The 23,293-nt window shown below is 69.2% G+C and carries 23 protein-coding genes; 7 read left to right on the forward strand and 16 right to left on the reverse strand.

Translation table 11 applies throughout. The features are described 5' to 3' along the window. Nucleotides 1-122: 122 nt before the first annotated feature. Genes ACLF6J_RS09125 through ACLF6J_RS09145 form a run of 5 tightly spaced genes read right to left on the reverse strand, consistent with a single transcriptional unit; the run spans nucleotide 123 to nucleotide 6,311 of the window. Nucleotides 123-1,853, reverse strand: coding sequence for an acetyl/propionyl/methylcrotonyl-CoA carboxylase subunit alpha (locus tag ACLF6J_RS09125; protein WP_134352820.1), 1,731 nt, complete (start codon nucleotides 1,851-1,853; stop codon nucleotides 123-125). Further along, a complete protein-coding gene (locus tag ACLF6J_RS09130) occupies nucleotides 1,850-3,463 on the reverse strand; it encodes an urea amidolyase family protein (RefSeq protein WP_134352819.1) in 1,614 nt (537 codons plus the stop codon). Before ACLF6J_RS09130 ends, ACLF6J_RS09125 begins: the two co-directional genes overlap by 4 nt. Next, entirely contained in the window at nucleotides 3,463-4,263 is an 801-nt protein-coding gene (locus ACLF6J_RS09135; RefSeq protein WP_134352818.1) for a putative hydro-lyase, read from the reverse strand. The genes ACLF6J_RS09130 and ACLF6J_RS09135 overlap by 1 nt, the downstream gene beginning before the upstream one ends. 1 nt (nucleotide 4,264) lies before the next feature. Then, the gene (locus ACLF6J_RS09140; RefSeq protein WP_134352817.1) at nucleotides 4,265-5,029 is read right to left on the reverse strand and encodes a LamB/YcsF family protein; all 765 of its coding nucleotides are present in this window, start codon (nucleotides 5,027-5,029) and stop codon (nucleotides 4,265-4,267) included. Between the two features lie 4 nt (nucleotides 5,030-5,033). Next, complete coding sequence (locus ACLF6J_RS09145) at nucleotides 5,034-6,311, reverse strand: NRAMP family divalent metal transporter (RefSeq protein ID WP_047522189.1); 1,278 nt, start codon at nucleotides 6,309-6,311, stop codon at nucleotides 5,034-5,036. A 172-nt stretch (nucleotides 6,312-6,483) separates the two neighbouring features. On the opposite strand from ACLF6J_RS09145, the gene ACLF6J_RS09150 reads away from it, so the two are divergent. Then, nucleotides 6,484-7,137, forward strand: a complete 654-nt coding sequence (locus tag ACLF6J_RS09150) for a GntR family transcriptional regulator (protein ID WP_047522236.1) — start codon at nucleotides 6,484-6,486, stop codon at nucleotides 7,135-7,137. 18 nt (nucleotides 7,138-7,155) lie between these two features. On the opposite strand, the gene ACLF6J_RS09155 is transcribed toward ACLF6J_RS09150, so the two are convergent. The 6 genes from ACLF6J_RS09155 to ACLF6J_RS09180 all read right to left on the reverse strand — a co-directional run bounded on the left by ACLF6J_RS09155 (nucleotide 7,156) and on the right by ACLF6J_RS09180 (nucleotide 13,798). Continuing rightward, nucleotides 7,156-7,842, reverse strand: a complete 687-nt coding sequence (locus ACLF6J_RS09155; RefSeq protein WP_134352816.1) for a TetR/AcrR family transcriptional regulator — start codon at nucleotides 7,840-7,842, stop codon at nucleotides 7,156-7,158. A 56-nt stretch (nucleotides 7,843-7,898) separates the two neighbouring features. Then, nucleotides 7,899-8,894 carry a LacI family DNA-binding transcriptional regulator gene (locus tag ACLF6J_RS09160; protein ID WP_134352815.1) on the reverse strand — a complete coding sequence of 332 codons (996 nt, stop codon included), beginning with the start codon at nucleotides 8,892-8,894 and terminating at the stop codon, nucleotides 7,899-7,901. A 122-nt stretch (nucleotides 8,895-9,016) separates the two neighbouring features. Further along, complete coding sequence (locus ACLF6J_RS09165; protein WP_208526505.1) at nucleotides 9,017-10,447, reverse strand: GH1 family beta-glucosidase; 1,431 nt, start codon at nucleotides 10,445-10,447, stop codon at nucleotides 9,017-9,019. A 5-nt stretch (nucleotides 10,448-10,452) separates the two neighbouring features. Then, complete coding sequence (locus ACLF6J_RS09170) at nucleotides 10,453-11,343, reverse strand: carbohydrate ABC transporter permease (RefSeq protein ID WP_134352813.1); 891 nt, start codon at nucleotides 11,341-11,343, stop codon at nucleotides 10,453-10,455. Beyond that, nucleotides 11,340-12,380: a carbohydrate ABC transporter permease gene (locus ACLF6J_RS09175; protein ID WP_134352812.1), complete on the reverse strand. Its 1,041-nt coding sequence runs from the start codon at nucleotides 12,378-12,380 to the stop codon at nucleotides 11,340-11,342. Before ACLF6J_RS09175 ends, ACLF6J_RS09170 begins: the two co-directional genes overlap by 4 nt. A 107-nt stretch (nucleotides 12,381-12,487) precedes the next feature. Further along, complete coding sequence (locus ACLF6J_RS09180) at nucleotides 12,488-13,798, reverse strand: ABC transporter substrate-binding protein (protein ID WP_131492058.1); 1,311 nt, start codon at nucleotides 13,796-13,798, stop codon at nucleotides 12,488-12,490. Between the two features lie 234 nt (nucleotides 13,799-14,032). On the opposite strand from ACLF6J_RS09180, the gene ACLF6J_RS09185 reads away from it, so the two are divergent. From ACLF6J_RS09185 to purQ, 3 genes are read left to right on the forward strand one after another with little or no spacing between them, the layout of a single operon-like run. After that, nucleotides 14,033-14,569 carry an adenine phosphoribosyltransferase gene (locus ACLF6J_RS09185; RefSeq protein WP_131492057.1) on the forward strand — a complete coding sequence of 179 codons (537 nt, stop codon included), beginning with the start codon at nucleotides 14,033-14,035 and terminating at the stop codon, nucleotides 14,567-14,569. A gap of 59 nt (nucleotides 14,570-14,628) precedes the next feature. Then, nucleotides 14,629-14,877 (forward strand): phosphoribosylformylglycinamidine synthase subunit PurS, encoded by a 249-nt coding sequence (gene purS, locus ACLF6J_RS09190; RefSeq protein ID WP_131492056.1) that lies wholly within the window; start codon nucleotides 14,629-14,631, stop codon nucleotides 14,875-14,877. Continuing rightward, nucleotides 14,874-15,581 carry a phosphoribosylformylglycinamidine synthase subunit PurQ gene (gene purQ, locus ACLF6J_RS09195; protein ID WP_047524394.1) on the forward strand — a complete coding sequence of 236 codons (708 nt, stop codon included), beginning with the start codon at nucleotides 14,874-14,876 and terminating at the stop codon, nucleotides 15,579-15,581. The genes purS and purQ overlap by 4 nt, the downstream gene beginning before the upstream one ends. Before the next feature lie 39 nt (nucleotides 15,582-15,620). On the opposite strand, the gene ACLF6J_RS09200 is transcribed toward purQ, so the two are convergent. Together ACLF6J_RS09200 and ACLF6J_RS09205 are read right to left on the reverse strand one after the other, a co-directional pair. Beyond that, the gene (locus ACLF6J_RS09200) at nucleotides 15,621-16,886 is read right to left on the reverse strand and encodes a hypothetical protein (RefSeq protein ID WP_134352811.1); all 1,266 of its coding nucleotides are present in this window, start codon (nucleotides 16,884-16,886) and stop codon (nucleotides 15,621-15,623) included. 143 nt (nucleotides 16,887-17,029) lie between these two features. Beyond that, entirely contained in the window at nucleotides 17,030-17,458 is a 429-nt protein-coding gene (locus ACLF6J_RS09205; RefSeq protein ID WP_131492054.1) for a DUF1761 domain-containing protein, read from the reverse strand. A 229-nt stretch (nucleotides 17,459-17,687) separates the two neighbouring features. Here ACLF6J_RS09205 and ACLF6J_RS09210 point away from each other — a divergent pair, with 229 nt between their 5' ends. After that, nucleotides 17,688-19,358: a glycoside hydrolase family 13 protein gene (locus tag ACLF6J_RS09210; RefSeq protein ID WP_134352810.1), complete on the forward strand. Its 1,671-nt coding sequence runs from the start codon at nucleotides 17,688-17,690 to the stop codon at nucleotides 19,356-19,358. An 81-nt stretch (nucleotides 19,359-19,439) separates the two neighbouring features. After that, the gene (locus ACLF6J_RS09215) at nucleotides 19,440-20,447 is read left to right on the forward strand and encodes a LacI family DNA-binding transcriptional regulator (RefSeq protein WP_047524873.1); all 1,008 of its coding nucleotides are present in this window, start codon (nucleotides 19,440-19,442) and stop codon (nucleotides 20,445-20,447) included. On the opposite strand, the gene ACLF6J_RS09220 is transcribed toward ACLF6J_RS09215, so the two are convergent. Both ACLF6J_RS09220 and ACLF6J_RS09225 read right to left on the reverse strand, forming a co-directional pair. Continuing rightward, nucleotides 20,444-22,090 carry an FAD-dependent oxidoreductase gene (locus ACLF6J_RS09220; protein ID WP_421076857.1) on the reverse strand — a complete coding sequence of 549 codons (1,647 nt, stop codon included), beginning with the start codon at nucleotides 22,088-22,090 and terminating at the stop codon, nucleotides 20,444-20,446. The two genes, ACLF6J_RS09215 and ACLF6J_RS09220, sit on opposite strands and share 4 nt — an antisense overlap. Next, nucleotides 22,087-22,251: a hypothetical protein gene (locus ACLF6J_RS09225; RefSeq protein ID WP_166804690.1), complete on the reverse strand. Its 165-nt coding sequence runs from the start codon at nucleotides 22,249-22,251 to the stop codon at nucleotides 22,087-22,089. Before ACLF6J_RS09225 ends, ACLF6J_RS09220 begins: the two co-directional genes overlap by 4 nt. 101 nt (nucleotides 22,252-22,352) lie before the next feature. Here ACLF6J_RS09225 and ACLF6J_RS09230 point away from each other — a divergent pair, with 101 nt between their 5' ends. After that, nucleotides 22,353-22,640 (forward strand): metal-sensitive transcriptional regulator, encoded by a 288-nt coding sequence (locus ACLF6J_RS09230; RefSeq protein ID WP_134352808.1) that lies wholly within the window; start codon nucleotides 22,353-22,355, stop codon nucleotides 22,638-22,640. A 17-nt stretch (nucleotides 22,641-22,657) separates the two neighbouring features. Here ACLF6J_RS09230 and ACLF6J_RS09235 read toward each other — a convergent pair whose 3' ends face one another. Further along, nucleotides 22,658-23,287, reverse strand: coding sequence for a superoxide dismutase (locus ACLF6J_RS09235; RefSeq protein ID WP_134352807.1), 630 nt, complete (start codon nucleotides 23,285-23,287; stop codon nucleotides 22,658-22,660). Nucleotides 23,288-23,293 lie beyond the last annotated feature (6 nt).

Raw genomic sequence — 23,293 nt, forward strand, 5'->3', positions numbered from 1 at the left:
CCGGCTCTCCCGCCGGTTCGTCCGCCGTCGCGGTTCACAACTCAGGAGAAAGCGCCGGATCCGCTCCATGACGAGGAGTTACGGGTCGAATCTGCACAGTTCTCCTGAGTTGTGAACGCGACTCAGTCGATGACCGCGAGCACGCCGTCGGCCGAGACCGTCGCGGAGAGCGCAACGCGTTGTGAAAGCGTGCCGGCGCGATGGGCTTCGACCGTCGTCTCCATCTTCATGGCGTCGATGACGGCGACCGGATCGCCCTGTGCGACCTCCGCGCCCTCCTCGACGAGCCAGCGCACGAGCGTGCCCGGCACGGGGGAGCACAGTTCGGTCGGATCGGCGGCGGGCGTGGGCACGGCAGCGCCCGTCGACGGCCCGAGTCCTGCGAGCAGAGCCGCCGGGAGCCCGAGCATCACCCGCCGTCCGTCGATCTCGACCGGGAAGCGCTGCAGCACGGCGTCCGGCAGCGCGGACGGGCGGGACTGCATCTCCAGCTTCGGCAGCAGCGCGCTCTCGATCCACTGCGTGTGCACCGCGAAGGTCTCGGTGGCGAACGCCGCATCGTCGAGGGCGAGCAGGTCGAACGGGATGACCGTCGCCGGCCCCTCCACCACGAGCTCACGCAGGGCCCGGTGCGCCCGCACCATAGCCGCGTCGCGGGACTCAGCATGCACGATGAGCTTGGCGATCATCGAGTCGAAAGCCGGCTGGACGACGTCGCCCTCATCGATGCCGCTGTCCCACCGCACGCCGGGACCACCGGGGATCCGCAACCGCTCGACGCGACCGGGGCTGGGCAGGAATCCGCGACCGGGGTCCTCGGCATTGATCCGGAACTCGAACGCGTGGCCGACGGGGTCGGGCGTCTCGGTGAAGGACGGACCTTCCCCGAACGCGATCCGGAACTGCTCGCGCACCAGATCGACCCCCGCGACCGCTTCGGTGACCGGATGCTCCACCTGGAGCCGGGTGTTCACCTCGAGGAAGGAGATGGTGCCGTCGGCGGCGAGCAGGAACTCCACCGTGCCGGCCCCGCGGTAGGAGACCTCGGCGCAGATCGAGCGTGCGGCGTCGTGGAACCGGGTCCGCTGTGCGACGGACAGTCCGGGCGCGGGGGCCTCCTCGATGAGCTTCTGGTTGCGACGCTGCATCGAGCAGTCACGATCGCCGACGATGACGACACCGCCGCGTCCGTCGCCGAGCACCTGGACCTCGATATGACGCGGGCTCTCCAGGAACCGCTCCACGAAGCACTCGCCTCGACCGAACGCCGCGATGGCCTCGCGGGTGGCCGCATCGAACGCCTCCGCCACCGCGGACAGCTCGCGCACGACCTTGAGTCCGCGCCCGCCGCCGCCGAAGGCCGCCTTGATCGCGATCGGGAGACCGTGTTCCTCCGCGAAAGCCACCGCCTCCTCCGCGCCGGCCAACGGCTCATCGGTTCCGGCCGCCAGCGGGGCACCGACCTGCTGAGCGATGCGGCGCGCGGTCATCTTGTCTCCGAGCGCGTCGATGCTCGCGGGCGTCGGGCCGATCCAGACCAGCCCGGCCTCTTCCACCGCCCGCGCGAACGCGGCGCTCTCCGACAGGAATCCGTATCCGGGATGCACGGCGGTCGCCCCCGACTGCCGTGCGGCGGCGAGCAGCGCATCGATGGAGAGGTAGGTGTCGGCGGCCGTGGTGCCGACGAGACCCACGGCCTCGTCGGCGAGGCGCACGTGCAGGGCGTCGACGTCCTGGTCGGCGTACACCGCGATCGATGCGTAGCCCGCCTCGGCACAGGCACGGATGACGCGCACGGCGATCTCTCCGCGATTGGCGATCAGGACCCTCTGCGTGGTCGGCGCGGCGGTCATGAGGTCTCCTTGACGATGAAGCGAAGGCGCACGCCCGGTGGCAGCTGACCTGCGAGGTCGAGGCTGCGGTCCGTGAGTGCGCCGATGATCGGGTATCCCCCGGTGAGGGGGTGGTCGGGCAAGAACAGCACCGGCTGCCCGTCGGGCGGCACCTGGATCGCACCGGTGACGGCGCCCTCGCTCGGCAGCTCCCCGCCGCGTGCGCGTTCCAGGGGCACCTCGCCGTGGAGCCGGATGCCGACCCGATCGGAGCGCGGCGTCACCGTCCACTCCTGACCGGTGAGGGTCGCGAGCGCTCCGGCCGTGAACCAGTCGTCGCGGGGACCGAGTGTGATCTCGAGCTCGACGAGGTCGCCCACGGCCGGCAGCTCGCGGGGCAGGGCGTCGGGTTCGACCGGATGCGAGGCGACGCCGCCCACCGGGACGACCGCGCCCGCGGTCAGCGCCTCGGGTCCGAGTCCGGCCAGGGTGTCGGCGGCGCGGCTGCCCAGTGCAGCAGCCGCCTCCAGTCCACCGCGGACGGCGATGACGTAGCGCAGTCCGCGCGCGGGATGGCCGAGGTTCAGCTCGTCGCCGTCGACCGTGGCGAAGGGCACACCGTGGGCCACGGAACGGACAGCGCCCTCCACGTCGGTCAGGCTGAGCGCACCGATCGCTCCGGTGACCGCGGCGACGCCGGCTCCCCGGAATCGCAGCACCGCACCACCGACGCTCTCCAGCACCGCGGCCTCGGTCGCATTGCCCACCGCGCGGTTCGCATCGTGCAGGGCCCGGCGGTCGGCTGCCCCGGATGCCGAGACCCCGAGTGCCGCGAAACCCGGACGCCCGGCATCCTGCACCAGCAGCTGCAGCGACGGGCGGACCACTTCGACCGCCGCCTCTGTGCGGAAACCCAGAGCATCCGCATCCGTCTCGGCGTGTTGCTCCACGACACGCCCAGGGCGCACCGCGTCGTCTCCGTTTCGGCCGGATTCGTCCGAGCGACCCACGCCCAGCCGAGCCACTTCGCGCACGTGCTCGAACCGCACGGAGGTGCCGGGGGCCAGGAGTGCGGGAGGGTCACGGTCGATGTCCCACATCACGGCGTCCGTGCGGCCGATCAGCTGCCATCCTCCGGGGCTCTCGCGCGGATACACCCCGGTGAACGCGCCCGCGAGTGCGACGGACCCGGCGGGCACGCGCGTGCGCGGCGAGGAGCGGCGCGGCACGTCGAACAGGGGATCGCTGCTGACGACGTAGCCGAATCCGGGGGCGAAGCCCGAGAACGCGACCCGCCAATCGGCAGCGAGGTGCCGGTTCACCAGTTCCTCCGTCGAGACCCCGAGCAGGGTCGCCGCTTCGTCGAGGTCTTCGCCGTCGTACCGCACCGGCACGACGACCTCGCCCGCGTCCGGGAGCTGCGCGGTGTCGATCTCCACGGCCGCGAGCGCGGTCGCCAGCTCGACGGCGGAGACCCGCAGCGGATCGAAGCGCACGAGCACGGTCCGGGCACCGGGAATGCGCTCGACCACCCCGGGCACGCCCTCCCACGCGAGGTTCAGGCGCATCGCCTCGTCGAGGTCGGCCGCCTCGACGAGCAGAGCATGATCGGATGCCGTGAGGATGCGCATCAGACGAGGTACTCCGCATCCGGAACGTCGGTGAGGAACATGTACCCCGGCGCGTGCGTGATCGCGAACGGCGGCTTCGAGGCCATGATCGCGGCCTGCGGGGTGACCCCGCAGGCCCAGAACACCGGCACCTCGCCGGCACGGATCTCCGGGGCGTCACCGAAGTCGGGGCGTGCCAGATCGTCGATCCCGAGCGACACCGGGTCCCCGATGTGCACCGGAGCGCCGTGCACCGCCGGAGTACGGCCGGAGATCTGCACGGCATCCGCCACCCGATCCGCAGCGATCGGCCGCATCGACACGACCATCTCGCCGTTCAGCCGTCCCGCCGGCGTGCACGGCACCGCTGTCCGGTACATCGGCACGTTGCGGCCGAGCTCCTGGTGGCGGATCGGGATCCCCGCCTGCACGAGACCGGATTCGAAGGTGAAGCTGCATCCGATCAGGAACGACACGAGGTCCGGATGCTCCGCCCAGGCCTCGGTCGCGTCGGAGACCTCCTCCGCCAGCTCTCCGTCGCGCCAGACGCGATAGCGGCCGATGTCCGTGCGGATGTCGCTGCCGGGCGCGAGCCGGGACTCCACCTGTCCCTGTTCGATGACCTCGAGCACCGGGCACGGCTTCGGGTTCCGCTGCGCGAAGAGCAGCGTCTCGAAGGCCCAGTCGGCCGGCACCGCGATGAGGTTCGCCTGGGTCAGCCCCACCGCGACGCCGCTGGTCGGCTCGGCGTGCCCCGCCCGGATGGCGGCGCGAGCCGCACGCGCATCGGCGAGCTGATCGGCGGTGGCGAGGACGGTCATGTCAGGCGCCCGTGAACGGGGCGATCGTGATGCCGGCGTCCTGCAGCATCCGCTTCGTCTCGGCGGCCATCGCCACCGAGCCGGGGCTGTCGCCGTGCACGCAGATCGACTGCGCGGCCACGGGCACATCGGTGCCGTCGATCGCCCGGATCACGCCGTCGGCGGCCAGGCGCACCATGCGCTCGGCGACCGCGGCCGGGTCGTGCAGCACGGCCCCCTCCTCGGTGCGCGACACCAGCTGCCCGTCCGGCTGATAGGCGCGGTCGGCGAACGCCTCCGCCGCAACGGCGAGCCCTGCCCGCTCGGCGACGTCGAGCACGACGCCTCCGGACAGGCCGAGCAGCACCAGGCTCGGGTCGAGCGCACGGATCGCGGCCACGACGTCCTTCGACTGACGCTCGTCCCGCGCGATCGTGTTGTACAGCGCACCGTGCGGCTTGACGTAGGCGACCCGTCCGCCGACCGCGGAGGCGACCCCCATCAGCGCGCCGAGCTGATACTCGACGTGCGCCTGGAGCGTGGCCGAGTCGATGTCGACCTTCGTGCGTCCGAAGTTCTCGTAGTCACGGTAGCCGGGGTGCGCGCCGATCACGACCCCGCCCTGGACCGCGGCCGCGAGCGTCTGCCGGATGCCCTCCGGACTGCCGGCGTGGAAGCCGCACGACACGTTCGCACTCGTGACGAGGCGGAGCATGCTCGCGTCGTCGCTGACGATCCGGTCGGCGACGTTCTCGCCGAGGTCCGAGTTCAGGTCGATCGAGGTCATGCGATCACGCTCCGATTCCGAGGAAGGCGAAGATGGGGCCGACCGAGACGATCCCCATGTACCAGGTCAGCAGCGTCACGAGAGTACCGGCGATCAGCAGCCACATCGGGTACTTCTTCGAGCCGAGCAGATCGCGACGGAACCAGCCGATGTACATGAACACCGTGAGGCCGATCGGCAGGATCAGACCGTTGAAACCGCCCACGAAGACGAGGATCGCCGCGGGTGCCGTGCCGATCGACAGGTACACGGCCAGCGACACCACGATGAACGCGACGGTCGCGAGCTGCAAGGGCCAGCCGCCCCTGAGCTTCTTCGTGAAGGTGGAGAGGAAAGTGGCCGACGTGTACGCCGCACCGATGACAGAGCTGATCGCGGCGGCCCAGAAGATCGCGCCGAAGATGCGCAGTCCGGCGTCGCCGAGCACCGCGCCGAATGCCTGCCCCGCGGGGTTCGCGGCCTGACTCGACAGGTCGAGAGTGACACCGGAGGCCACGACGCCGAGGATCGCGAGGAACAGGACGTAGCGCATGATGCCCGTGACGAGGATGCCGTTGGCGGCGGCGCGCATCACCGGACCGGCGCGCTCGGGTCCGGTGTGCCCGGAGTCGAGGTAGCGGTGTGCACCGGAGTAGGTGATGTAGCCGCCGACCGTTCCACCGACGATCGTGGTGATGGTGGCGAAGTTCAGCTCGTCCGGGAGGAAGGTCTGGGAGAGCGCTTCGCCGAGCGGCGGCTGCGCGATGAAAGCCACGATCAGGGTCATCACGATCATGCCGAGGCCGAGCACGATCAGGACGACATCCATCACCCGCCCCGCCTTCTTGATCAGGAAGATGATGATCGCCAGCGCTGCGGTGAGTGCGCCTCCGAGCTTCGGATCGATGCCGAGGAGCGCGTTCATGCCGAGCCCGCCACCGGCGATGTTGCCGATGTTGAACGCGAGTCCGCCGATCACGACGAGGACGGCGATCACGTGTCCGGAGAAGGGGATGGCGCTGTTGGCGAGTTCGCCGGCGCGCTTGCCCGACGAGGTGATCATGCGCCACACGTTCAGCTGCACGGCGATGTCGACCAGGATCGAGACGAGGATGGCGAAGGCGAACGCCGCCCCCATCGTCGCGGTGAACGTCGCCGTCTGGGTGATGAAGCCGGGGCCGATGGCACTGGTGGCCATGAGGAAGATCGCACCGAGAACGGCACTGCGGCCGGCGCGCTTCTTGACGGCGGCCAGGCGGACTTCGTCTTCCGGGGAGAGGGAGGCGGTGGACTGCTCGGACATGGAGGGGGATTCCCATCGTCGTTGGTGGGTGTCGGGTGACCCCCAGTGTAGAACGGATAGACACTGATTGTTCAACAATATTGTTTCGGCTGTGCTACGAAGACGTTGCCCGCGTGTGTTTTCCGGAGAGGATCCTCGAACGATCGATTCCCGCGCCACCTACGATGAAGGCATGAACCAGCAGGGCATGCTCCCCGATGTGCTCCGTCAGCGCATCATCGACGGCGACTTCGCTCCGGGATCGCGCCTGTCCGAGTCGGCCCTCGCCGAGCAGTTCGACGTCTCACGCAACACCCTTCGCGAAGCCTTCCGCGCTCTCGCCGAGCAGGGGCTGCTGGAGCACATCCCGCACCGTGGCGTCTCCGTCGCCTCCCCGTCGATCGCCGACGTCATCGACATCTATCGGGCCCGTCGCGTGATCGAATGCTCCGCGCTGCTGCAGTCGGAACCCGAGCACCCGGCCGTCCAGCGGATGAAGGACGCGGTCGAGTCCGCGGAAGCGGCCCGGGCCGAGGCGGCGGACGACCCTCGGGCCTGGCGCCGGGTCGGAAGCGCCAACATGGCCTTCCACGTCGCACTGGTCGATCTCGCCGACAGTCCCCGGCTGGCCCGCACGTACCGCGATCTGGCGGCCGAGCTCCGCCTGGTCTTCCTCAAGATCGACGATCCGCGTTCGCTGCACGAACCCTTCGTCCGCAAGAACCGCGCCGTGCTCGACGCATTCCTCGCGCGCGGTCCTCAGGCCGGAGCCACCGAGCTCGAGCGCTACCTCGTGCAGTCGGAACGCGTGGTGCTCGGCGCCTTCGCCCGCATGCGCCTGGAATGAGCGACCCCGCACCACGCCTCAGGCGGTGCCCCCGGGCGGGTGCGGACCCGACTCGAGCGCTCCGGTCGCGCGCGGACGCCGTTCGCCGTCCCGCAGTCGCACCGGCGGGGCAAGGGGCGCGGCGGGTGCGGGCAGTCCGTATCGGCGGTAGACCCAGCGTCGCGCGTCTTCGAGTGGATACGTGTCACCGAACACCGCGAACTTCACGAAGACGCCTTCGAGGGTGCTGCGGAACATGATCTCCTCGAGCTCCGGATCCTCGGCGCCCCGCGCACGGAACAGCTCACGCATGGCATCCTCCGCTGCCGTCACGCGTACCTCGTGTCGGACCTCCGACTCGGCGAACAGCCGGTGCGTCGACGGCTGCTGCTGCATCGCGAGCACCGCCCGCTCCAGCGGTGTCGCGTAGCCCGTCGCCCCGAGCGCCCCGTCGATCACGGCAGCGAGCATCTCGTCCGGCGTGCCTTCGACCCGGGCGAAGCCGAGCACGGTCTCGAACCAGCGATCGATGACGGCCGCGATGAGCTGGTCCTTGCCGCCGAAGTGATAGTTGACGAGCCCCTGGGCCACACCGGCACGCGTCGTGATCTCCGCGATGCTGGCCCCGGCGACTCCGCGTTCGGAGAAGGCCGCGATCGCCGCCTGCAGGATGCTCTCCCTGGTACGTTCGCGCGCCTGCCGATACTGCTCGTCGGAACGTGCCATGCGGCTTCCTCTCCCGTGTTCCGCGGTGTCCCTGCCTCTGAGCACGTGCCGCCCACTCAGGCCGAGGCGCGCACCACGAGTTCGGTGGACAGGATCGTCGTGGTGGGCGGGTCCTCGCCCGCGAGCCGCGACAGCAGGACCCGGGCCATCGCCTCGCCCTGCGCGTACATCGGCTGACGCATCGTGGTCAGCTGCGGATCCGTGCTGACGGCGACCGACGAATCGTCGAAGCCCACCAGGGCGATGTCCTCCGGAACCCGCAGGCCCGACGCACGCAGCGCCGTCAAGGCGCCACGGGCCATCAGGTCGCTCGCGACGAAGATGGCGTCGGGGCGCCCGCCCGCGAGAAGGCGTCGAGCGGCGTCCGCCCCGCTCGTCTCGCTGTAGTCCCCCTCCTCCTCCGCGTACGGGGAGAGACCGGCATCCTTCAGCGCCTCGCGGAAACCCTGCACGCGGTCGACCGACGCGACCATCGTCAGCGGCCCGGAGATCGTCGCGATGCGCGTACGGCCGATGTCGATCAGGCGCTGGGTGGCGTTGCGCGCTCCGGTGACGTTGTCGACGTCGACCACGTAGTCGCCCTCATGGCGTCGCACCGGCCGACCGCCGAAGACGACGGGGACGGCATCCGCGATCCGATCGACGAAGGCGTCGCTCGTGTGATGCGAGACGATCAGCGCGCCGTCGACTCCGCCGTTGCGCACGAAACTGGTCATCTTGTCACCGGGATCGTCGCTCGCGATCAGCAGGTTGAGCAGGTAGTCCGAGCTGCCGAGCGCCCCCGTGATGCCGGCGACGATCGCTGCGAAGAACGGGTCGCCGAAGAAGCGGGTCGTGTCCTCGGGGATGATCAGGGCCATCGCGTGCGTCTGCCTCGATGCCAGCGAGCGTGCCGCGCGGTTGGGCACGTAGTTCAGCTCGTCGATCGCGGCCCGCACGGCGGCCAGGGCCTCCGGGCTCACGGACGTCGATCCGTTCACCACCCGCGACACGGTGGACCGGGATACTCCGGCGGTGGATGCCACCTCTTCGATGGTCGCTCGGGGCGACATCAGCGTACGCACTCTTCCATCGCCCTATTGTCGCTGACCATCTCCCTTCGAATCACGCAAATGGTCGCATCTCGACCAACGGATCGAGCCATTCACGCGATTCGAACGGGGAGGAGGCCGCACTACAGAGCGCGAGCGGCGATGATCCGGGCGTACTCGCGACCGGAGTCCTTGAGCGTGCGCTCCTGGGTGTCGTAGTCGACACGGACGATGCCGAAGCGCTTGTCGTAGCCCCACGCCCACTCGAAGTTGTCGAAGAGCGACCAGTAGAAGTAGCCGCGCACGTCGACACCCGCATCCGCCGCATCGAGCACCGCGCCGAGGTGCAGACGCAGGAATTCGGTGCGGTCGGCATCGTGCACACGCTTCTCGTCGCCCTCGACCACCACGACGTCGTCATAGGCCGCGCCGTTCTCGGTCATGGAGAGCACGGTGCCCGCAGGCTCGGCGTATTCGGTCCAGATCCGCTGCAGCACGCGGGTGAGGCCCTCGGGCTGCACCTCCCAGTTCTGCGCGGTGCGCGGCAGACCCCGCTCGACCGCGTGGATGCCCTCGCTGGATGGATACGGGCTGCGCCGGACGCGATCGGTGTCCGGCTCCGCGGAGACCGGCCCCTGGGCCGGTGCCGTGCCGGACACGAAGTCGCCGTGGTAGTAGTTCACGCCCTGGGTGTCGATGCGCTGCGCGATGGTCTCGAGGTCACCGTCGTGGACGGCCGCCTCGAACCGTGCGACCGCCTCGGCATCGACCGCACGGATGTCCTCGACGATGTCGGCCGGATAGCTGCCGCGGTAGATCGGATCGAGGAACCAGCGGTTGAACTGCCCGTCCACCCGGCGGGCAGCATCGACGTCGGCCGGGTTCTGCGGATCGGCGGGATCGGCGACCGTGTGGTTCAGCGTGATGCCGAGGTTGAGCGACGCATCGCGACCGCGCAGCTCCTGCACGGTGCTGCCGTGCGCGAGCAGCAGATGGTGCGCGGCGAGCAGCCCCTCCGCGACGCTGGTGTGACCCGGCGCGTGCTCGCCCGCCGTGTAGGAGAGGAACGACGAGCACCACGGCTCGTTCAGCGTCGTCCACACGTTCACCCGGTCGCCCAGCGCATCGTGCATCGTTCCCGCGTAGTCGAGGAACCGATCGACCGTGTCACGGTTCGTCCATCCCCCGCCCTCCTGCAGCGCCTGCGGCATGTCCCAGTGGTACAGCGTCAACCAGGGCAGGATGTCGGCGCCGAGGAGTTCGTCGACCAGTCGTTCGTAGAAGTCGACCCCGGCGGGGTTCACCGCACCGCCGTCCGGCCGCACCCGCGACCACGACGTCGAGAACCGGTACGTCTGCAGGCCGAGCTCCTTCATGAGCGCGACGTCCTGCGGGTAGCGGTGGTAGTGGTCGCAGGCCACATCGCCGTTCTCTGCGCCGATCACGGCACCGGGCACACGGGCGAACGCATCCCAGATCGACGCGGTGCGCCCGTCCTCGAACGCGGCCCCCTCGATCTGGTACGCCGCCGTCGCGGCACCGAAGAGGAAGTTCTCGGGGAAGGAGCGGGTCATACGGGTCATCCTTTCACCGCGCCCGCCATGATGCCACTGACCAGCTGGCGACCCGCGACCACGAAGAGCACGAGCAGCGGAAGGGTCGCGAGCACCGCGCCGGCGAGCACGATCGAGTAGTCGATGTAGTACCCCGACTGCAGCTGGCTGAGGGCCGTCTGCAGCGTCGGGTTCTGGGGGGAGAGCACGATCAACGGCCACAGGTAGTCGGTCCACGCGGTCATGAAGGTGAAGAGTCCGAGGATCGCCATGGCCGGTCGCGCCGCCGGGAGGCCCACGGTCAGGAAGGTCCGGAACTGGTTCGCCCCGTCCATCCGCGCGGCCTCGATCAGCTCTTCCGGGATCACGTCGACCAGATACTGGCGCATGAAGAAGACACCGAACGCGGTGACCAGGGTCGGCACGATCACCGCGCCGATCGTTCCGGTCCAGCCGAGTTCGCGCATCAGCATGAACAGCGGGATGATGCCGAGCTGCGTCGGGATCGCCATGGTCGCGATCACGAAGATCATCAGCCCGTCGCGACCCTTGAAGCGCAGTTTCGCGAAGGCGTACCCGGCGAGCGTCGAGAACGTGACGACCGAGAGCGTGATGATGCCCGAGATCAGGAACGAGTTGCCGAGCGCGAGCCAGAACGGGATCGCATCGAACACCTGAGCCGCGTTGGTGAGGAAGTTCCCGCCGGGGATCAACGGCAGCGTCTCACCTCGGGTGGCGTTCGTGCCGCTGGCGACCACGACCGACCACCACAGCGGATACACGCTGCCGATGATGAACGCGGCCAGGAGTCCGTAGGTGAGGAAACCGGGTCGGCTGCCGATGCCGGCGTTGCCCCCGGTCCGGACCTGACGACGCCGGATCTTCTCCGGCACGCTGAGAGCCTGCGTGGCGGTCATCGGGTCCCCTCCTCGGTGCTCGTGCGCGCACGGCGACGGGCCGCGCGATTCTTCGGGGCGTCACCGGTGGAGATGCGCCGGGAGATCAGGAAGTTGATGACGCCGATGGCCACGATCAACAGGAAGAGCAGGATGGCGACCGCCGAGGCCTCGCCGAGGTTGCGGCGGAAGAAGGCGAGTTCCCACAGGAACAGGACGGTGGTCTGGAACTGCCGATCGCTGCCGCCGATGCCGCCGGCCGTCGAGACGTCGAACAGGCGGGGCTCGGCGAAGATCTGCAGCCCGCCGATCGTCGCGGTGATGATCACGAAGATCAGCGTCGGACGGATCGTGGGGATCGTGATCGAGAAGAACCGCCGTGCGGCACCGGCGCCGTCGAGGGCGGCGGACTCGTACAGGTCGCGCGGCACGGCCTGCATCGCCGCGAGCAGGATGAGGGCGTTGTAGCCCGTCCAGCGGAAGTTCACCATGACCGCGATCGCGATGTGCGACAGGGCCGTGTTGTGCTTCCACTCCTGATCGGCGATCCCGACGAGGTTGAGCAGGTTGTTGGCCAGACCGTCGGCCTCGTTGAAGATGCTCGAGAAGATGATGGCGACCGCGACCGGCGTGACCACGAACGGGATGAGCACACTCATCCGCCAGAACGTCGGGGCACGGAGTCCGCGGTCCAGGAGGTACGCGATCACGAGGGCGACGGCGAGCTGCGGGATGGCCGAGAGCAGGAAGATGCTCAGGGTGTTGCCGATCGAGTTCCAGAACATCGCGTCGCCGAGGATCTCGACGAAGTTGCCGAATCCGACGAAGTCCCCCTCCCCCTTGAGCAGGTCCCAGTCGTGCACGGCGACCCACACGGTGTAGAGCAGGGGGAACAGGCCGACCAGCCCGAACAGCAGGAAGAACGGCGAGATGTAGAAGTAGGGCGATGCGTTCTGGTCGAACCGCGAGACGCGATGACGCCAGGAGCGCTTCGACACGGCATCCTTCGCCGGAGGTGTCGTCTCGCGGTGCTCCGCGGGCGGGGCGGGGAGAGTCATGGGGTGTCCTTGTCCCGGAGGTCCGAGGGGTTCCGGTCGCAGTTTCGCTCGGAATGCACGGGCGATACCGAGCGAGACTGCGACCGGAAGGGGGATGTCCGCTGAGGTCAGCCGACGAGGTCGTTCAGCAGACCGATCGCCTGATCCCAGGCACCCTGCGTGTCGGTCTCGCCGCGGTCGAGGCTGCTGAGAGCCGGACCGAAGACGTTCTCCTGGATGACGGAGTCATCCGCGCCCTTGAACTGCGCGACCACGCCCTTGGCACGCTCGGCGAGGATCGCCCCGGTCGGAGCGTCGTTGAAGAAGGCGTTCGGTGTCGCGTCCGCGGCGAGCGTCTCCTGCGCCTTGATCGTGGACGGGAAGTTGCCCGCGGCTGCGGACTGCTTCACCTGCTGGTCGGGCTGCGTCAGCCAGTCGGCGAGCTCGGCCGCCGCCTCCTTGTGCTCCGAGGACTCCGGGATCGAGAGGAACGCCCCACCCCAGTTGGCCGCGCCGCCGGGGAACACGTCGGCGAAGTCCCATCCGGTCGACGCGTCTCCGCCGCCGGCCTCGACCTGACCCTGCACGACGCCGAGCATCCAGCCCGGGCACACGAAGGTCGCGAAGGTGCCGTCGACGAACGACTTGCCACCGTTCCAGTCCCAGGCCGTCTGCGCGGCGGACTGACCGCCCTCGGTGGCCGCGCCGAGTTCCTCGAAACGCTTCTTGAGCTCGTCGTTGCCCTCGACGTTCAGCTCGCCGTCGGCCGTGTAGTAGCCCTCGTCGAGCTGGTTGACCATGGCGTTCCATACGAAGCCGGAGTGGTCATACCAGGCCTTGCCGGTCTTGGCGGTGTAGTCCGCGCCGACCGCGAAGTAGTTCTCCCAGTCGCCGTTCAGGAGCTCGGCGACCGACTCGCGGTCGCTCGGGAGGCCTGCAGCCTCGAACGCAGCGCCGTTGTAGCAGATGCCGCTGGGGCCGATGTCCGTGCCGTAGCCGATCACACGGCCGTCGGCGTCAGTCGCCTGACCGTACTTCCAGTCGACCCAGTCGTCCTTGCGGTCCTCGATGCCGTAGTCGCGCAGGTCGACGAAGGTGTCGGACACGTCCATGATCGCGCCGAGCCAGCCCTCCTCGATCGCGACGATGTCGCTGAGGCCGGAACCGGCGGCGATCTTCGTGAAGGCATCGGTGCGGGCGTTGCCACCCGTGTCGATGTTGGTCGCCTCGATCTTGACGTTCGGGTGCGCCTCCTCGTACTCCTTGTAGAGGTCTTCGTAACCGAAGGTGCCGAACGTGGTGACGGTCAGGGTGACCTCCTCGTCGGCGCTTCCCTCCGAGGTGTCGCCCGAGCTGCCGGAGCAGCCGGCCAGGGCCAGGGCGGAGACGGATGCCACAGCTGCGATCGCGAGGATCCGGTGGCGGGCACGTGTGTTCACAGTTCACTCCTTTGTGGTGGTCGTGCGGTGTTGGTGCGTAGGAACACCGTGGGAGCGCTCCCACGGGTTGAGCAGCCACTCTATGGGAGCGCTCCCACGGTGTCAACCCGACCCGTTCGAACCCGGTCCTGTTCACAACTCAGGAAGCACCTGGCGGCGCGGCCGGTACGGAGCGGCAAACGCGGTAGTCGGGCCGTTTTCTCCTGAGTTGTGAACGCGGCGTACCCTTGTCCGGTGCCCGATGCCACACTCTCCCCTGCCCTCGTCCGCGCCGAAGCCCTGATCCGCAACGTTCCGGACTACCCGCAGCCGGGGATCATCTTCCGCGACATCACGCCGCTCCTCGCCGACGCCGAGGCTCTCCGTGTGACGACCGAGGCGATCATCGAGCCCTTCGCCGGGCAGTTCGACGTGATCGCGGGCATCGAGGCTCGTGGATTCATCCTGGCCAGCGCCGCGGCGATCGCGGCCGGTGTGGGACTCATCCCGATCCGCAAGGCCGGAAAGCTGCCGCGCCCCGCTGCCTCCGTGGACTACGCCCTCGAGTACGGCACCGCCACGATCGAGATGCACGACGATCTGCCCGCCGGATCCCGCGTGCTGCTGATCGACGACGTGCTCGCCACCGGCGGTACCCTCGCCGCGGGACGGGAACTCGTCGAACAGCTCGGCAGCCACGTCATCGGCATCTCGGTGCTGTTCGAGATCGATGGCCTCGGCGGCCGCGAGGCCATCGGCGACCTGCACACGGTCTTCCACTCCGCGGAGTAGTCCGCGTCCGGGGCAGTAGACTGGGTGCGCCCGTCCGCCCGCGACTCCCGGAGCCGTTCATGCCCACCATCGTCGTCGACGTCATGCCCAAGCCCGAACTGCTCGACCCGCAGGGGAAGGCCGTCTCCGGCGCCTTCGCCCGCCTCGGTGTGGAGGGCTTCTCCGACGTCCGCATCGGCAAGCGCTTCGAGCTCACCGTCGAGGGCGAGGTCACCGAAGAGGTCCTCGCCGAAGCCCGCCGCATCGCCGACGAGGTGCTCTCCAACTCCGTGATCGAGGACGTCGTCGGCATCGAGGTCGCCGAGTGACCGTCCGCATCGGCGTCATCACCTTCCCCGGGTCGCTCGATGACCGCGACGCCCAGCGCGCGGTGCGCATCGCCGGCGCCGAACCCGTCGCCCTGTGGCACGGTTCGCACGACCTCGAGGGCGTCGACGCCCTCGTCCTCCCCGGCGGCTTCAGCTACGGCGACTACCTGCGCGCGGGCGCCATCGCCGCGCTCTCGCCGATCATGTCCGAGGTGAAGGATGCCGCTGCCCAGGGCATGCCCGTGCTCGGCATCTGCAACGGCTTCCAGATGCTCGTCGAAGCGCACCTGCTTCCCGGCGGTCTGATCCGCAACAACCACCAGCACTTCGTGCGCCGTGACCAGAAGCTCACGGTCGAGAACTCCGACACCGCCTGGACGAACGCGTTCCGCGCCGGCCAGGAGATCGTGATCCCGCTCAAGAACGCCGACGGCGGCTACATCGCCGACGAGCAGACGCTCGACCGCATCGAGGGCGAGGGGCTCGTCGCCTTCCGCTATGCCGGGGTCAACCCGAACGGTTCCCTGCGCGACATCGCCGGCCTCACGAACGAGGCGGGCAACGTGGTCGGCCTCATGCCGCACCCCGAGCACGCGACCGAGGCGGGCTTCGGCCCCGACACCTCCGCCGCCATGCGCAGCGGTGTCGACGGACTCGACTTCTTCACCAGCGCCATCGCCGCGGTCGCCCGCGTCGCCGCGTAGGCCCGGGGTTCCGCAGCCCCTGCGCTTCCGCAGCCCGGCTCAGTCGCCCGGAAGTGTGAAGGGGTTACTCCCTGCTGCCGCGAGCAGGTACCAGGCCGTCGCGCCCGTGTGCAGACTCGCGTAGTAGAGGTCGCCGAATCCGGAGTCGAGGCCGTCGTTCGAGGTCGCGACGATGCCCTTGCCGTCTCCGTTCGGGGCGTCGCGCTGCGCCAGCCGGATGCTGCTCAGCAGGGCCTCCGCACGATCCGCGTCGCCCGCTCCGTCGCGCAGACGCAGAGCCAGCGCGAGGTGTCCGCTCCCCTCGAACCACGCCTTCGACACGTCGACCTCGCTGATGGACGGACCCGTGTACGGGCCATCGGTGGCCATCAGGTTCGCGAGCGTCCAGTCCAGCGCGGCGCCATACCGCGGGTCTCCGGTGGCGAGTGCGCTCCAGGTCTGGCCGTCCAGGGGGATGGGCCGCGTGTTGATGGTCGAGCCGTCGAGGCCGGTACCGGTGTTCACGTGGCCGTCCGCGCTCTGCATCGCCGCGACGAAGTCAGCCGCGACGGCTGCCCGCTCCGCCCACACCGCGTCCCCGGTGAGCTGCGCGAGCTGCGTGAAGAACCCGGCGATGTCACTGTTGTGCTCGGTCGACTTCCAGGTCAGCGACGTGCCGTCCTCGAGCTGACCGCCGGTGTAGCCGTACGGAGCCCGGACCATGTCCGCGGTGTTGTCCTGGATCCACTGCCCCACGCGCAGCGCCCCGTCGAGATACTTCGGATCCCCGGTCGCGTGCGCGAGCCGCGCGAGCGCCAACCCGACCCACGCCTGGTTTCCGGTGAAGCTGCCGGGACCGGTGATCTCCACCCGTCCTTGGCGGATGCCGTGCGGCTCGTACGACGCACGGGTGCGTCCGTCGCCGATCGGGTCGTTCTCCTGCACGAACAGGAGCGTGTCGCCGATCGCCCGCGCGCGACGGAGATCGTCCGGAAGCCCCCGCGCGATGTAGGCGATCACGACCAGCGCGTCGTCGTACACGAACGACGGCGTGAAGTCCCAGGTGGGCGTGGTGAAGAAGCCGCCCTGGTAGCTGCGCGGGAGGCAATGCCCCGCACCGTCGCAGAACTCGTCGACCCTGGCATCGAGGAACTCATAGGCCAGTGCCACCGACTGTGCGGCATCCGGTGCTCCTCCGCCGGGCGCCGAACCGTCTGCGGTCCTTCCGGCGCCCAGAGCGGCAGGGGCCGCGCCGGCGAGAACGGCTGCGGCGACGAGCGCGGCGACGACGATCCACGGCGCCGAGCGACGCGAAGAACCGGACATGGAGACCCCTCGGTCAGAACCGCGCGCGGGGGATGACGCGCAGGCGACCTGAAGGTCACAGCATGAGCCTGACAGTTCCGTCGGGGCTCGAGAAGCGGCGAAAGTCTATATATCGCCCTTTCACCCTCGCCGATTGGCGAGTGCTAGCCGAGCGCGGGTGGCCAGACGCCGATGATCAGGGCCATCACGACGACGGTGACCAGCTCATGCGCGATGTTCAGCGTGGTCAGCTTGGTCGAGCGGCCCTCGAACGCGTCGTGCGTGATGAAGCGGGCGGCCGTGAAGCCCGCCCACAGCGTGACCGCGGTGACGATCGCACCCCAGAAGTACGATCCGCCGTAGAAGTGCCAGGCGATGACGGCGGCTCCGGCGAGCACCCAGGCCGTGATGAAGCTCACGATGACCGTGGTGATGATCGCCAGCACGGGGTTGCCCGAAGGGTTGTCGAGGTCCACGTTCGCGAGCTTCGACCAGCGCGTGCCGAACACCCCTCGGGCGTACCAGATCGAGCCGACGAGCATGCTCGACGCGGTGGCCAGCAGGACCGCCCAGTAGTTGATCTCCGGAACCATGACAGCCTCCACTCCTCGGATGCCGCCACCCTACTCCCGACATCGCGCCCCCGGTCCCCGACACCTGCATGACCGCGCAACGGATGCATGACCCCGGCGGGAGAGGAGCTCATGCATCCGGAACGGCCTCATGCAAAACGCCCGCACGCTCTCCGCGCAGCGCGCGCCTCCGAACCGATTCGACTCCCGCCCTGGCACGAATGTAAGCGTTTGCAGTAGCCTGTTCGGCATGGCACAGCTTGAGCAGATCGCAGCCCCCGGTTCCGAGTGGTGGCGCAGCGCCGTCATCTACCAGATCTACCCCCGCTCCTTCGCGGATGCCTCGGGCGACGGCATCGGCGACCTTCCGGGCATCACCAGCCGCCTCGATGCACTGCAGGAACTGGGCGTCGACGCGATCTGGCTGAGCCCGTTCATGACCAGCCCGCAGCGCGATGCAGGCTACGACGTCGCCGACTACCGCGATGTCGACCCGCTCTTCGGCACCCTCGCCGACTTCGACCTGATGCTCGAAGAAGCGCACGCCCGCGGCATCCGCGTGATCGTGGATCTGGTCCCCAACCACTCCTCAGACCAGCACGTCTGGTTCCAGGAAGCGCTCAAGGCGGCACCCGGCAGCCCGGAGCGCGCGCGCTACATCTTCCGCGACGGCAAGGGGGAGAACGGCGAACTCCCGCCGAACAACTGGGAGTCCGTGTTCGGCGGTGGCATGTGGGAGCGCGTCGTCGAGGCCGACGGCACACCCGGCCAGTGGTACCTTCACATCTTCGACGCCACGCAGCCCGACTTCGACTGGACGAACGAAGAGGTGCGCGAGGAGTTCCGCTCCATCCTGCGCTTCTGGCTCGACCGCGGCGTCGACGGCTTCCGTGTCGACGTGGCCCACGGCATGATCAAGGCCGACGGTCTGCCCGACTACACGCCCCCGAGCGATGCCGACTCGATGGGCGGCGGCGAGTCCAACGTGCCGTACTGGGGCCAGGACGGCGTGCACGACATCTACCGCGACTGGCACACCGTGCTCGCCGAGTACGACGGCGATCGCGCCCTGTGCGGCGAGGCCTGGATGCCGACGCTCACGCAGACCGCGCTCTGGGTGCGTCCGGATGAGATGCACCAGACGTTCAACTTCCCGTACCTGATGACGCCGTGGGACGCGAAGGCGCTGCGCGACGTCATCCGCGAGTCGCTCGACGAGTTCGGCGGGGTCGGCGCCCCCAGCACGTGGGTGCTCTCGAACCACGATGTCGTGCGGCACGCCTCCCGCCTGGCGCTCACGGCCGAGAACCCGCAGGGCGAGGGCATCGGACCGAACACCCCGACCAAGCCCGACACCGCGATCGGTCTCGCCCGCGCCCGCGCTGCGACCACCCTGATGCTCGCGCTCCCCGGATCGTCGTACCTGTACCAGGGCGAAGAGCTCGGACTGCCCGAAGCCATGGAGATCCCGGACGAGTTCCGTCAGGACCCGACCTGGTTCCGGACCCACGGCGAGCGCTACGGCCGCGACGGATGCCGCGTGCCGCTGCCGTGGGAAGCGGAGGCTCCGGCCTTCGGCTTCAACGACACCGGCCTGTCGTGGCTCCCGCAGCCGGACGAGTGGGCGACCTACGCGCGCGATGTGGAGGAGACCGATCCCGCGTCGACCCTCGCGCTCTACAAGCGACTGCTGGCCGGGCGTCGTGAGCACGGCTTCGGCACCGGATCGCTGGTCTGGGAGGAGGCCGGGGCCGACGCCGTGGCTTTCCGCCGTGGCGATGTGCACGTGGTCGCGAACCTCGGCACCGCACCGATCGAGCTGCCGGCGAACGCGGTCGTGATCCTGCAGAGCCAGCCGTTCGACGGAGCGGCCATCCCGGTCGACACGGCCGTCTGGTACACCACGGCCGTCCAGGCCTGAGAGCCCCTTCCGGTCGCGATATGACAGCTCTCTGCACCGCAGGGGATGTCATATCGCGACCGGAGCACATTCGAGGAACACATGGCCAGCATCGATGAGGTCGCCCGGCTCGCCGGAGTGTCGACCGCGACCGTCTCGCGCGCGCTGAGCGGACGCGGTCACGTGTCGGAGTCCGCCCGGGAGCGCGTGCAGGCGGCGGCGCAGTCACTCGGCTACGTCGTCTCTTCACGAGCGTCGAGCCTCGCTTCCGGCCGCACCCGGAACGTCGGCGTCGTGGTGCCGTTCCTCGACCGGTGGTTCTTCAGCACCGTGCTCTCCGGTGTCTCGGCCGCCCTGATGCGCGCCGGCTACGACATCACGCTCTACAACATCACCGCCGACAAGGACGTGCGTCGGCACGTGTTCGACACGTTCCTCCGACGGCAGCGCGTGGATGCCGTCATCGCCGTGTCGATCGAGCTCGACGAGGAGGAGACGCAGCTCCTCCTGGACCTGGGGCTCCCCGTGATCGCGATCGGCGGCCCGAACCCGAAGCTCGACACCCTCACGGTCGACGACGTCGCGGTGGCACAGCTGGCGACCGAGCACCTGATCGGTCTGGGGCACACCGACATCGCGCACATCGGGGCCAACCCCGAGTTCGACATCGACTTCCACATCCCGACCAACCGTCGACTGGGGTTCGAGAAGGCCCTGGCGAAGGCCGGGATCCCCCTGAACCACGCGTTCCTCGAGCCGGCGGACTTCACGGTCGAGGGTGGCTACCGCGCCGCGAAGCAACTGCTCGGACGCCCCGGCCCGCGTCCGACCGCCGTGTTCGCCGCCTCGGACGAGATGGCGATCGGCGCACTGCTCGCAGCGCGGGACCTGGGCTTCAGCGTGCCGGAGGAGCTGTCCATCGTCGGCATCGACGGACACGAGCTCGGCGAGTTCTTCCGTCTGACGACGGTCGACCAGTTCCCGCTGGGGCAGGGGGAACGCGCCGCGGATGCCGTGCTGGCGAAGCTCACCACCCCGGACGAGGTCCGCATCCCGTCAGCGCTGCCCTACGAGCTGAACGTACGCGGGACCACCGCCCGCCTGCTCTAGCCGCGGAGCAGGGCGGCGTCGCGCCAGGTGCGGTAGCCGCCGTCGAGGTTGCGGGCGTCCACACCGTGCTGCCGGAGGATCCGCGTGGCGATGTGTCCGCGCAGTCCGACCTGACAGTGCACCACGATCTCTCCGTCGGGCAGCTCATCGAGTCGATCCCGCAGTTCATCGAGCGGCACGTTGACGGCGCCGGGGATCGCACCGGCCGCGAACTCCGTCGGCGTGCGGACGTCGATCAGTGCCGCCCCCGCACGCTGCGCGGCGTCGAGCTCATGCCACTGGATCGTCGGCGTCGTACCGGTCCGGGTGTTCTCCGCGACGTAGCCGAGGATGTTCACCGCATCCTTCGCCGAGCCGAACTGAGGTGCGTAGGCGAGTTCGAGCTGCGCGAGTTCTGCGGCCGGCATCCCTGCATGCATGGCGGTCGCGATCACGTCGATCCGCTTGTCGACGCCGTCCCGGCCGACGACCTGCACCCCGAGGATGGCGTCGGACCGCGGGTCGGCGAGCAGCTTCATCGACAGGGTCTCCGCACCGGGGTAGTACCCGGCGTGGGATCCGGGATGCACGTGCACGACATAGAACTCGCGCCCCGCCGCTCGGAGCTGCCGTTCGCTCCAGCCCGTCTTGCCCGCGGCGACCCCGAACACGCGGACGATCCCGGTGCCGAGCGCGGGTCGCACCGTCTCGGACCTTCCCGCGAGGAGGTCGGCCACCATGCGCCCGTGACGGTTCGCGAGCCCGGCCATCGTGACGAGAGCCGCGCCCCCGCCCACGAGCTCGGCCTTCTCGACGCCGTCTCCCACGGCGAACACGTCGGGCGCGCTCGTGCGGCACTGCGCGTCGACGTCGATGCCTCCTGTCTCGCCGATCCGGATGCCCGCGCGCTCCGCCAACGTCGTCTCCGGCACCACCCCGGACGCGTCGACCATGAGTTCCGCGGCGATGGACGAGCCGTCACTGAGCGTGACGTATCCGGAATCGGCGCGAACGACCTCGACCCCGAGGCGCACATCGACGCCGTGTGCACGGACCTCCGCGGCGATCGGGGCGGCCATCTCCGCATCGAGAGGGGAGAGCAGTTGTGACCCACGCTGCACGAGGGTCACGGATGCGCCCCGCGCCACGAGGTTCTCGACCGCTTCCAGGCCCGTGTAGCCACCGCCGACGACGACCACCGGAAGCCCCGGTCGCACGAGTGCAGCATCGATCGCATCGGCGTCGTCGACCGTCCGCAGGGAGCGGACGGGGATGTCGGAGACCGGTTCGTCCCGGCGCGGGCGTGCCCCCGTGGCGAGGATCAGGCTGTCGTAGCTCTGCGTGAAGAGTCGACCCGAGTCGAGCTCTTCGACCTCGACGAGCTTCTGCGCGGTGTCGATGCGCACGACGTCATGACGCACCCGGACGTCGAGTCCGAAGCGGCTGCGCAGCGAGGTGGGCGTCTGCAGGAGCAGCGACTCCCGCTCCGCGATCACGCCGCCGACGTAGTAGGGCAGCCCGCAGTTCGCATACGAGACCTCGGGTCCGCGTTCGAACACCACGATCTGCGCGTGCTCGTCGAGTCGGCGCAGACGTGCGGCGGCGGACATCCCTCCGGCGACTCCACCCACGACCACGACGGTGCGCGCTTCGGTCGCGGTCATCGCTGGAACATCCGCGAGAAGAAGCCGCCCTGCGTCTGCTCCTTCGGGTGCCCGGAGCACCACTGCGCTGCGGGAACCGTTCGCCGCACCTCGGCGACGTGCTCGCCGCACCCCGCCCAGGTCGTCTTCCCGCAGGTCTTGCAACGGACTGCTCGGCACATGGTTCTGGACTCCTCACCGATACCCCCGTGGGTATCTTTAGGGTTTCAGCATACCCCAGGGGGTATAGTGGCAAGTCCAGCCGACACTCAGGGAGCGACCGATGTCATCCGCAGATGCCGAGACCCAGCGCAAGATCGCCAACCGCCTCAAGCGCGCCCAAGGACAGCTCGGCGCCGTGATCGCCGCCGTCGAACGCGGGAGCGATTGCCGCGCGGTCGTCACCCAGCTCGCCGCCGTCACCTCCGCGCTCGACAAGGCCGGATTCCAGATCATCGCCTCCGCCATGCAGGACTGCCTGACCGACCCGGCATCGGAGACGGATTCGGCCATCGACACCGATGGGGTGTCGATGGCCGAACTGGAGAAGCTCTTCCTCTCCCTCGCGTGAACCGCGGCTGACGACGGTCAGCGCGGGACGACGAGGCCCGCGGTCGCGGTGCGGGCGACTTCGAAGCGGCGCCGCACGTCGGGCCAGTTCACGAGGTTCCAGAACGCCTTCACGTAGTCCGCGCGCACGTTGAGGTAGTCGAGGTAGTAGGCGTGCTCCCACACGTCGAGCTGCAGCAACGGGGTCACACCGAGCGGCGCGTTGCCCTGCTGGTCGAAGAGCTGGAAGATGACCGGACGCGCACCCACGCTGTCCCACGCGAGCACCGCCCATCCCGAGCCCTGCACCCCGAGTGCCGTCGCGGTGAAGTGCGCGCGGAACGCGTCGATCGACCCGAACGCATCCACGAGCGCCGCCTCCAGCTCGCCTTCCGGAGCGCCGCCGCCCTCGGGCGACATGTTCTGCCAGAACACCGAGTGGTTGATGTGGCCGCCGAGGTTGAACGCGAGGTCCTTCTCGAGCTTGTTCACGTTCGCGAGGTCACCCGCGTCGCGGGCGGCGGCGAGCTGCTCGAGGGCGGTGTTCGCACCCGTGACATACGCCTGGTGGTGCTTGGAGTGGTGCAGCTCCATGATCTTGCCCGAGATGTGCGGCTCGAGCGCTGCGTAGTCGTAGGGCAGCTCGGGGAGCGTGTAGAGAGCGGACATGGCATC

It is taken from the genome of Microbacterium sp. IO18 (assembly GCF_049099505.1).
Lineage (GTDB): Bacteria > Actinomycetota > Actinomycetes > Actinomycetales > Microbacteriaceae > Microbacterium > Microbacterium aurugineum.

Coding starts and splice junctions, on each gene's coding strand:
- ACLF6J_RS09220 (WP_421076857.1), bottom strand. CDS start 22,090: ATGACCGCGACCGAAGCGCGCACCGTCGTGGTCGTGGGTGGAGTCGCC.
- ACLF6J_RS09150 (WP_047522236.1), top strand. CDS start 6,484: ATGAACCAGCAGGGCATGCTCCCCGATGTGCTCCGTCAGCGCATCATC.
- ACLF6J_RS09135 (WP_134352818.1), bottom strand. CDS start 4,263: ATGACCGTCCTCGCCACCGCCGATCAGCTCGCCGATGCGCGTGCGGCT.
- ACLF6J_RS09145 (WP_047522189.1), bottom strand. CDS start 6,311: ATGTCCGAGCAGTCCACCGCCTCCCTCTCCCCGGAAGACGAAGTCCGC.
- ACLF6J_RS09170 (WP_134352813.1), bottom strand. CDS start 11,343: ATGACCGCCACGCAGGCTCTCAGCGTGCCGGAGAAGATCCGGCGTCGT.
- ACLF6J_RS09235 (WP_134352807.1), bottom strand. CDS start 23,287: ATGTCCGCTCTCTACACGCTCCCCGAGCTGCCCTACGACTACGCAGCG.
- purS (WP_131492056.1), top strand. CDS start 14,629: ATGCCCACCATCGTCGTCGACGTCATGCCCAAGCCCGAACTGCTCGAC.
- ACLF6J_RS09125 (WP_134352820.1), bottom strand. CDS start 1,853: ATGACCGCCGCGCCGACCACGCAGAGGGTCCTGATCGCCAATCGCGGA.
- ACLF6J_RS09210 (WP_134352810.1), top strand. CDS start 17,688: ATGGCACAGCTTGAGCAGATCGCAGCCCCCGGTTCCGAGTGGTGGCGC.
- ACLF6J_RS09200 (WP_134352811.1), bottom strand. CDS start 16,886: ATGTCCGGTTCTTCGCGTCGCTCGGCGCCGTGGATCGTCGTCGCCGCG.
- ACLF6J_RS09140 (WP_134352817.1), bottom strand. CDS start 5,029: ATGACCTCGATCGACCTGAACTCGGACCTCGGCGAGAACGTCGCCGAC.
- ACLF6J_RS09225 (WP_166804690.1), bottom strand. CDS start 22,251: ATGTGCCGAGCAGTCCGTTGCAAGACCTGCGGGAAGACGACCTGGGCG.
- ACLF6J_RS09230 (WP_134352808.1), top strand. CDS start 22,353: ATGTCATCCGCAGATGCCGAGACCCAGCGCAAGATCGCCAACCGCCTC.
- ACLF6J_RS09205 (WP_131492054.1), bottom strand. CDS start 17,458: ATGGTTCCGGAGATCAACTACTGGGCGGTCCTGCTGGCCACCGCGTCG.
- ACLF6J_RS09165 (WP_208526505.1), bottom strand. CDS start 10,447: ATGACCCGCTCCTTCCCCGAGAACTTCCTCTTCGGTGCCGCGACGGCG.
- ACLF6J_RS09155 (WP_134352816.1), bottom strand. CDS start 7,842: ATGGCACGTTCCGACGAGCAGTATCGGCAGGCGCGCGAACGTACCAGG.
- ACLF6J_RS09160 (WP_134352815.1), bottom strand. CDS start 8,894: ATGTCGCCCCGAGCGACCATCGAAGAGGTGGCATCCACCGCCGGAGTA.
- ACLF6J_RS09215 (WP_047524873.1), top strand. CDS start 19,440: ATGGCCAGCATCGATGAGGTCGCCCGGCTCGCCGGAGTGTCGACCGCG.
- ACLF6J_RS09175 (WP_134352812.1), bottom strand. CDS start 12,380: ATGACTCTCCCCGCCCCGCCCGCGGAGCACCGCGAGACGACACCTCCG.
- ACLF6J_RS09130 (WP_134352819.1), bottom strand. CDS start 3,463: ATGCGCATCCTCACGGCATCCGATCATGCTCTGCTCGTCGAGGCGGCC.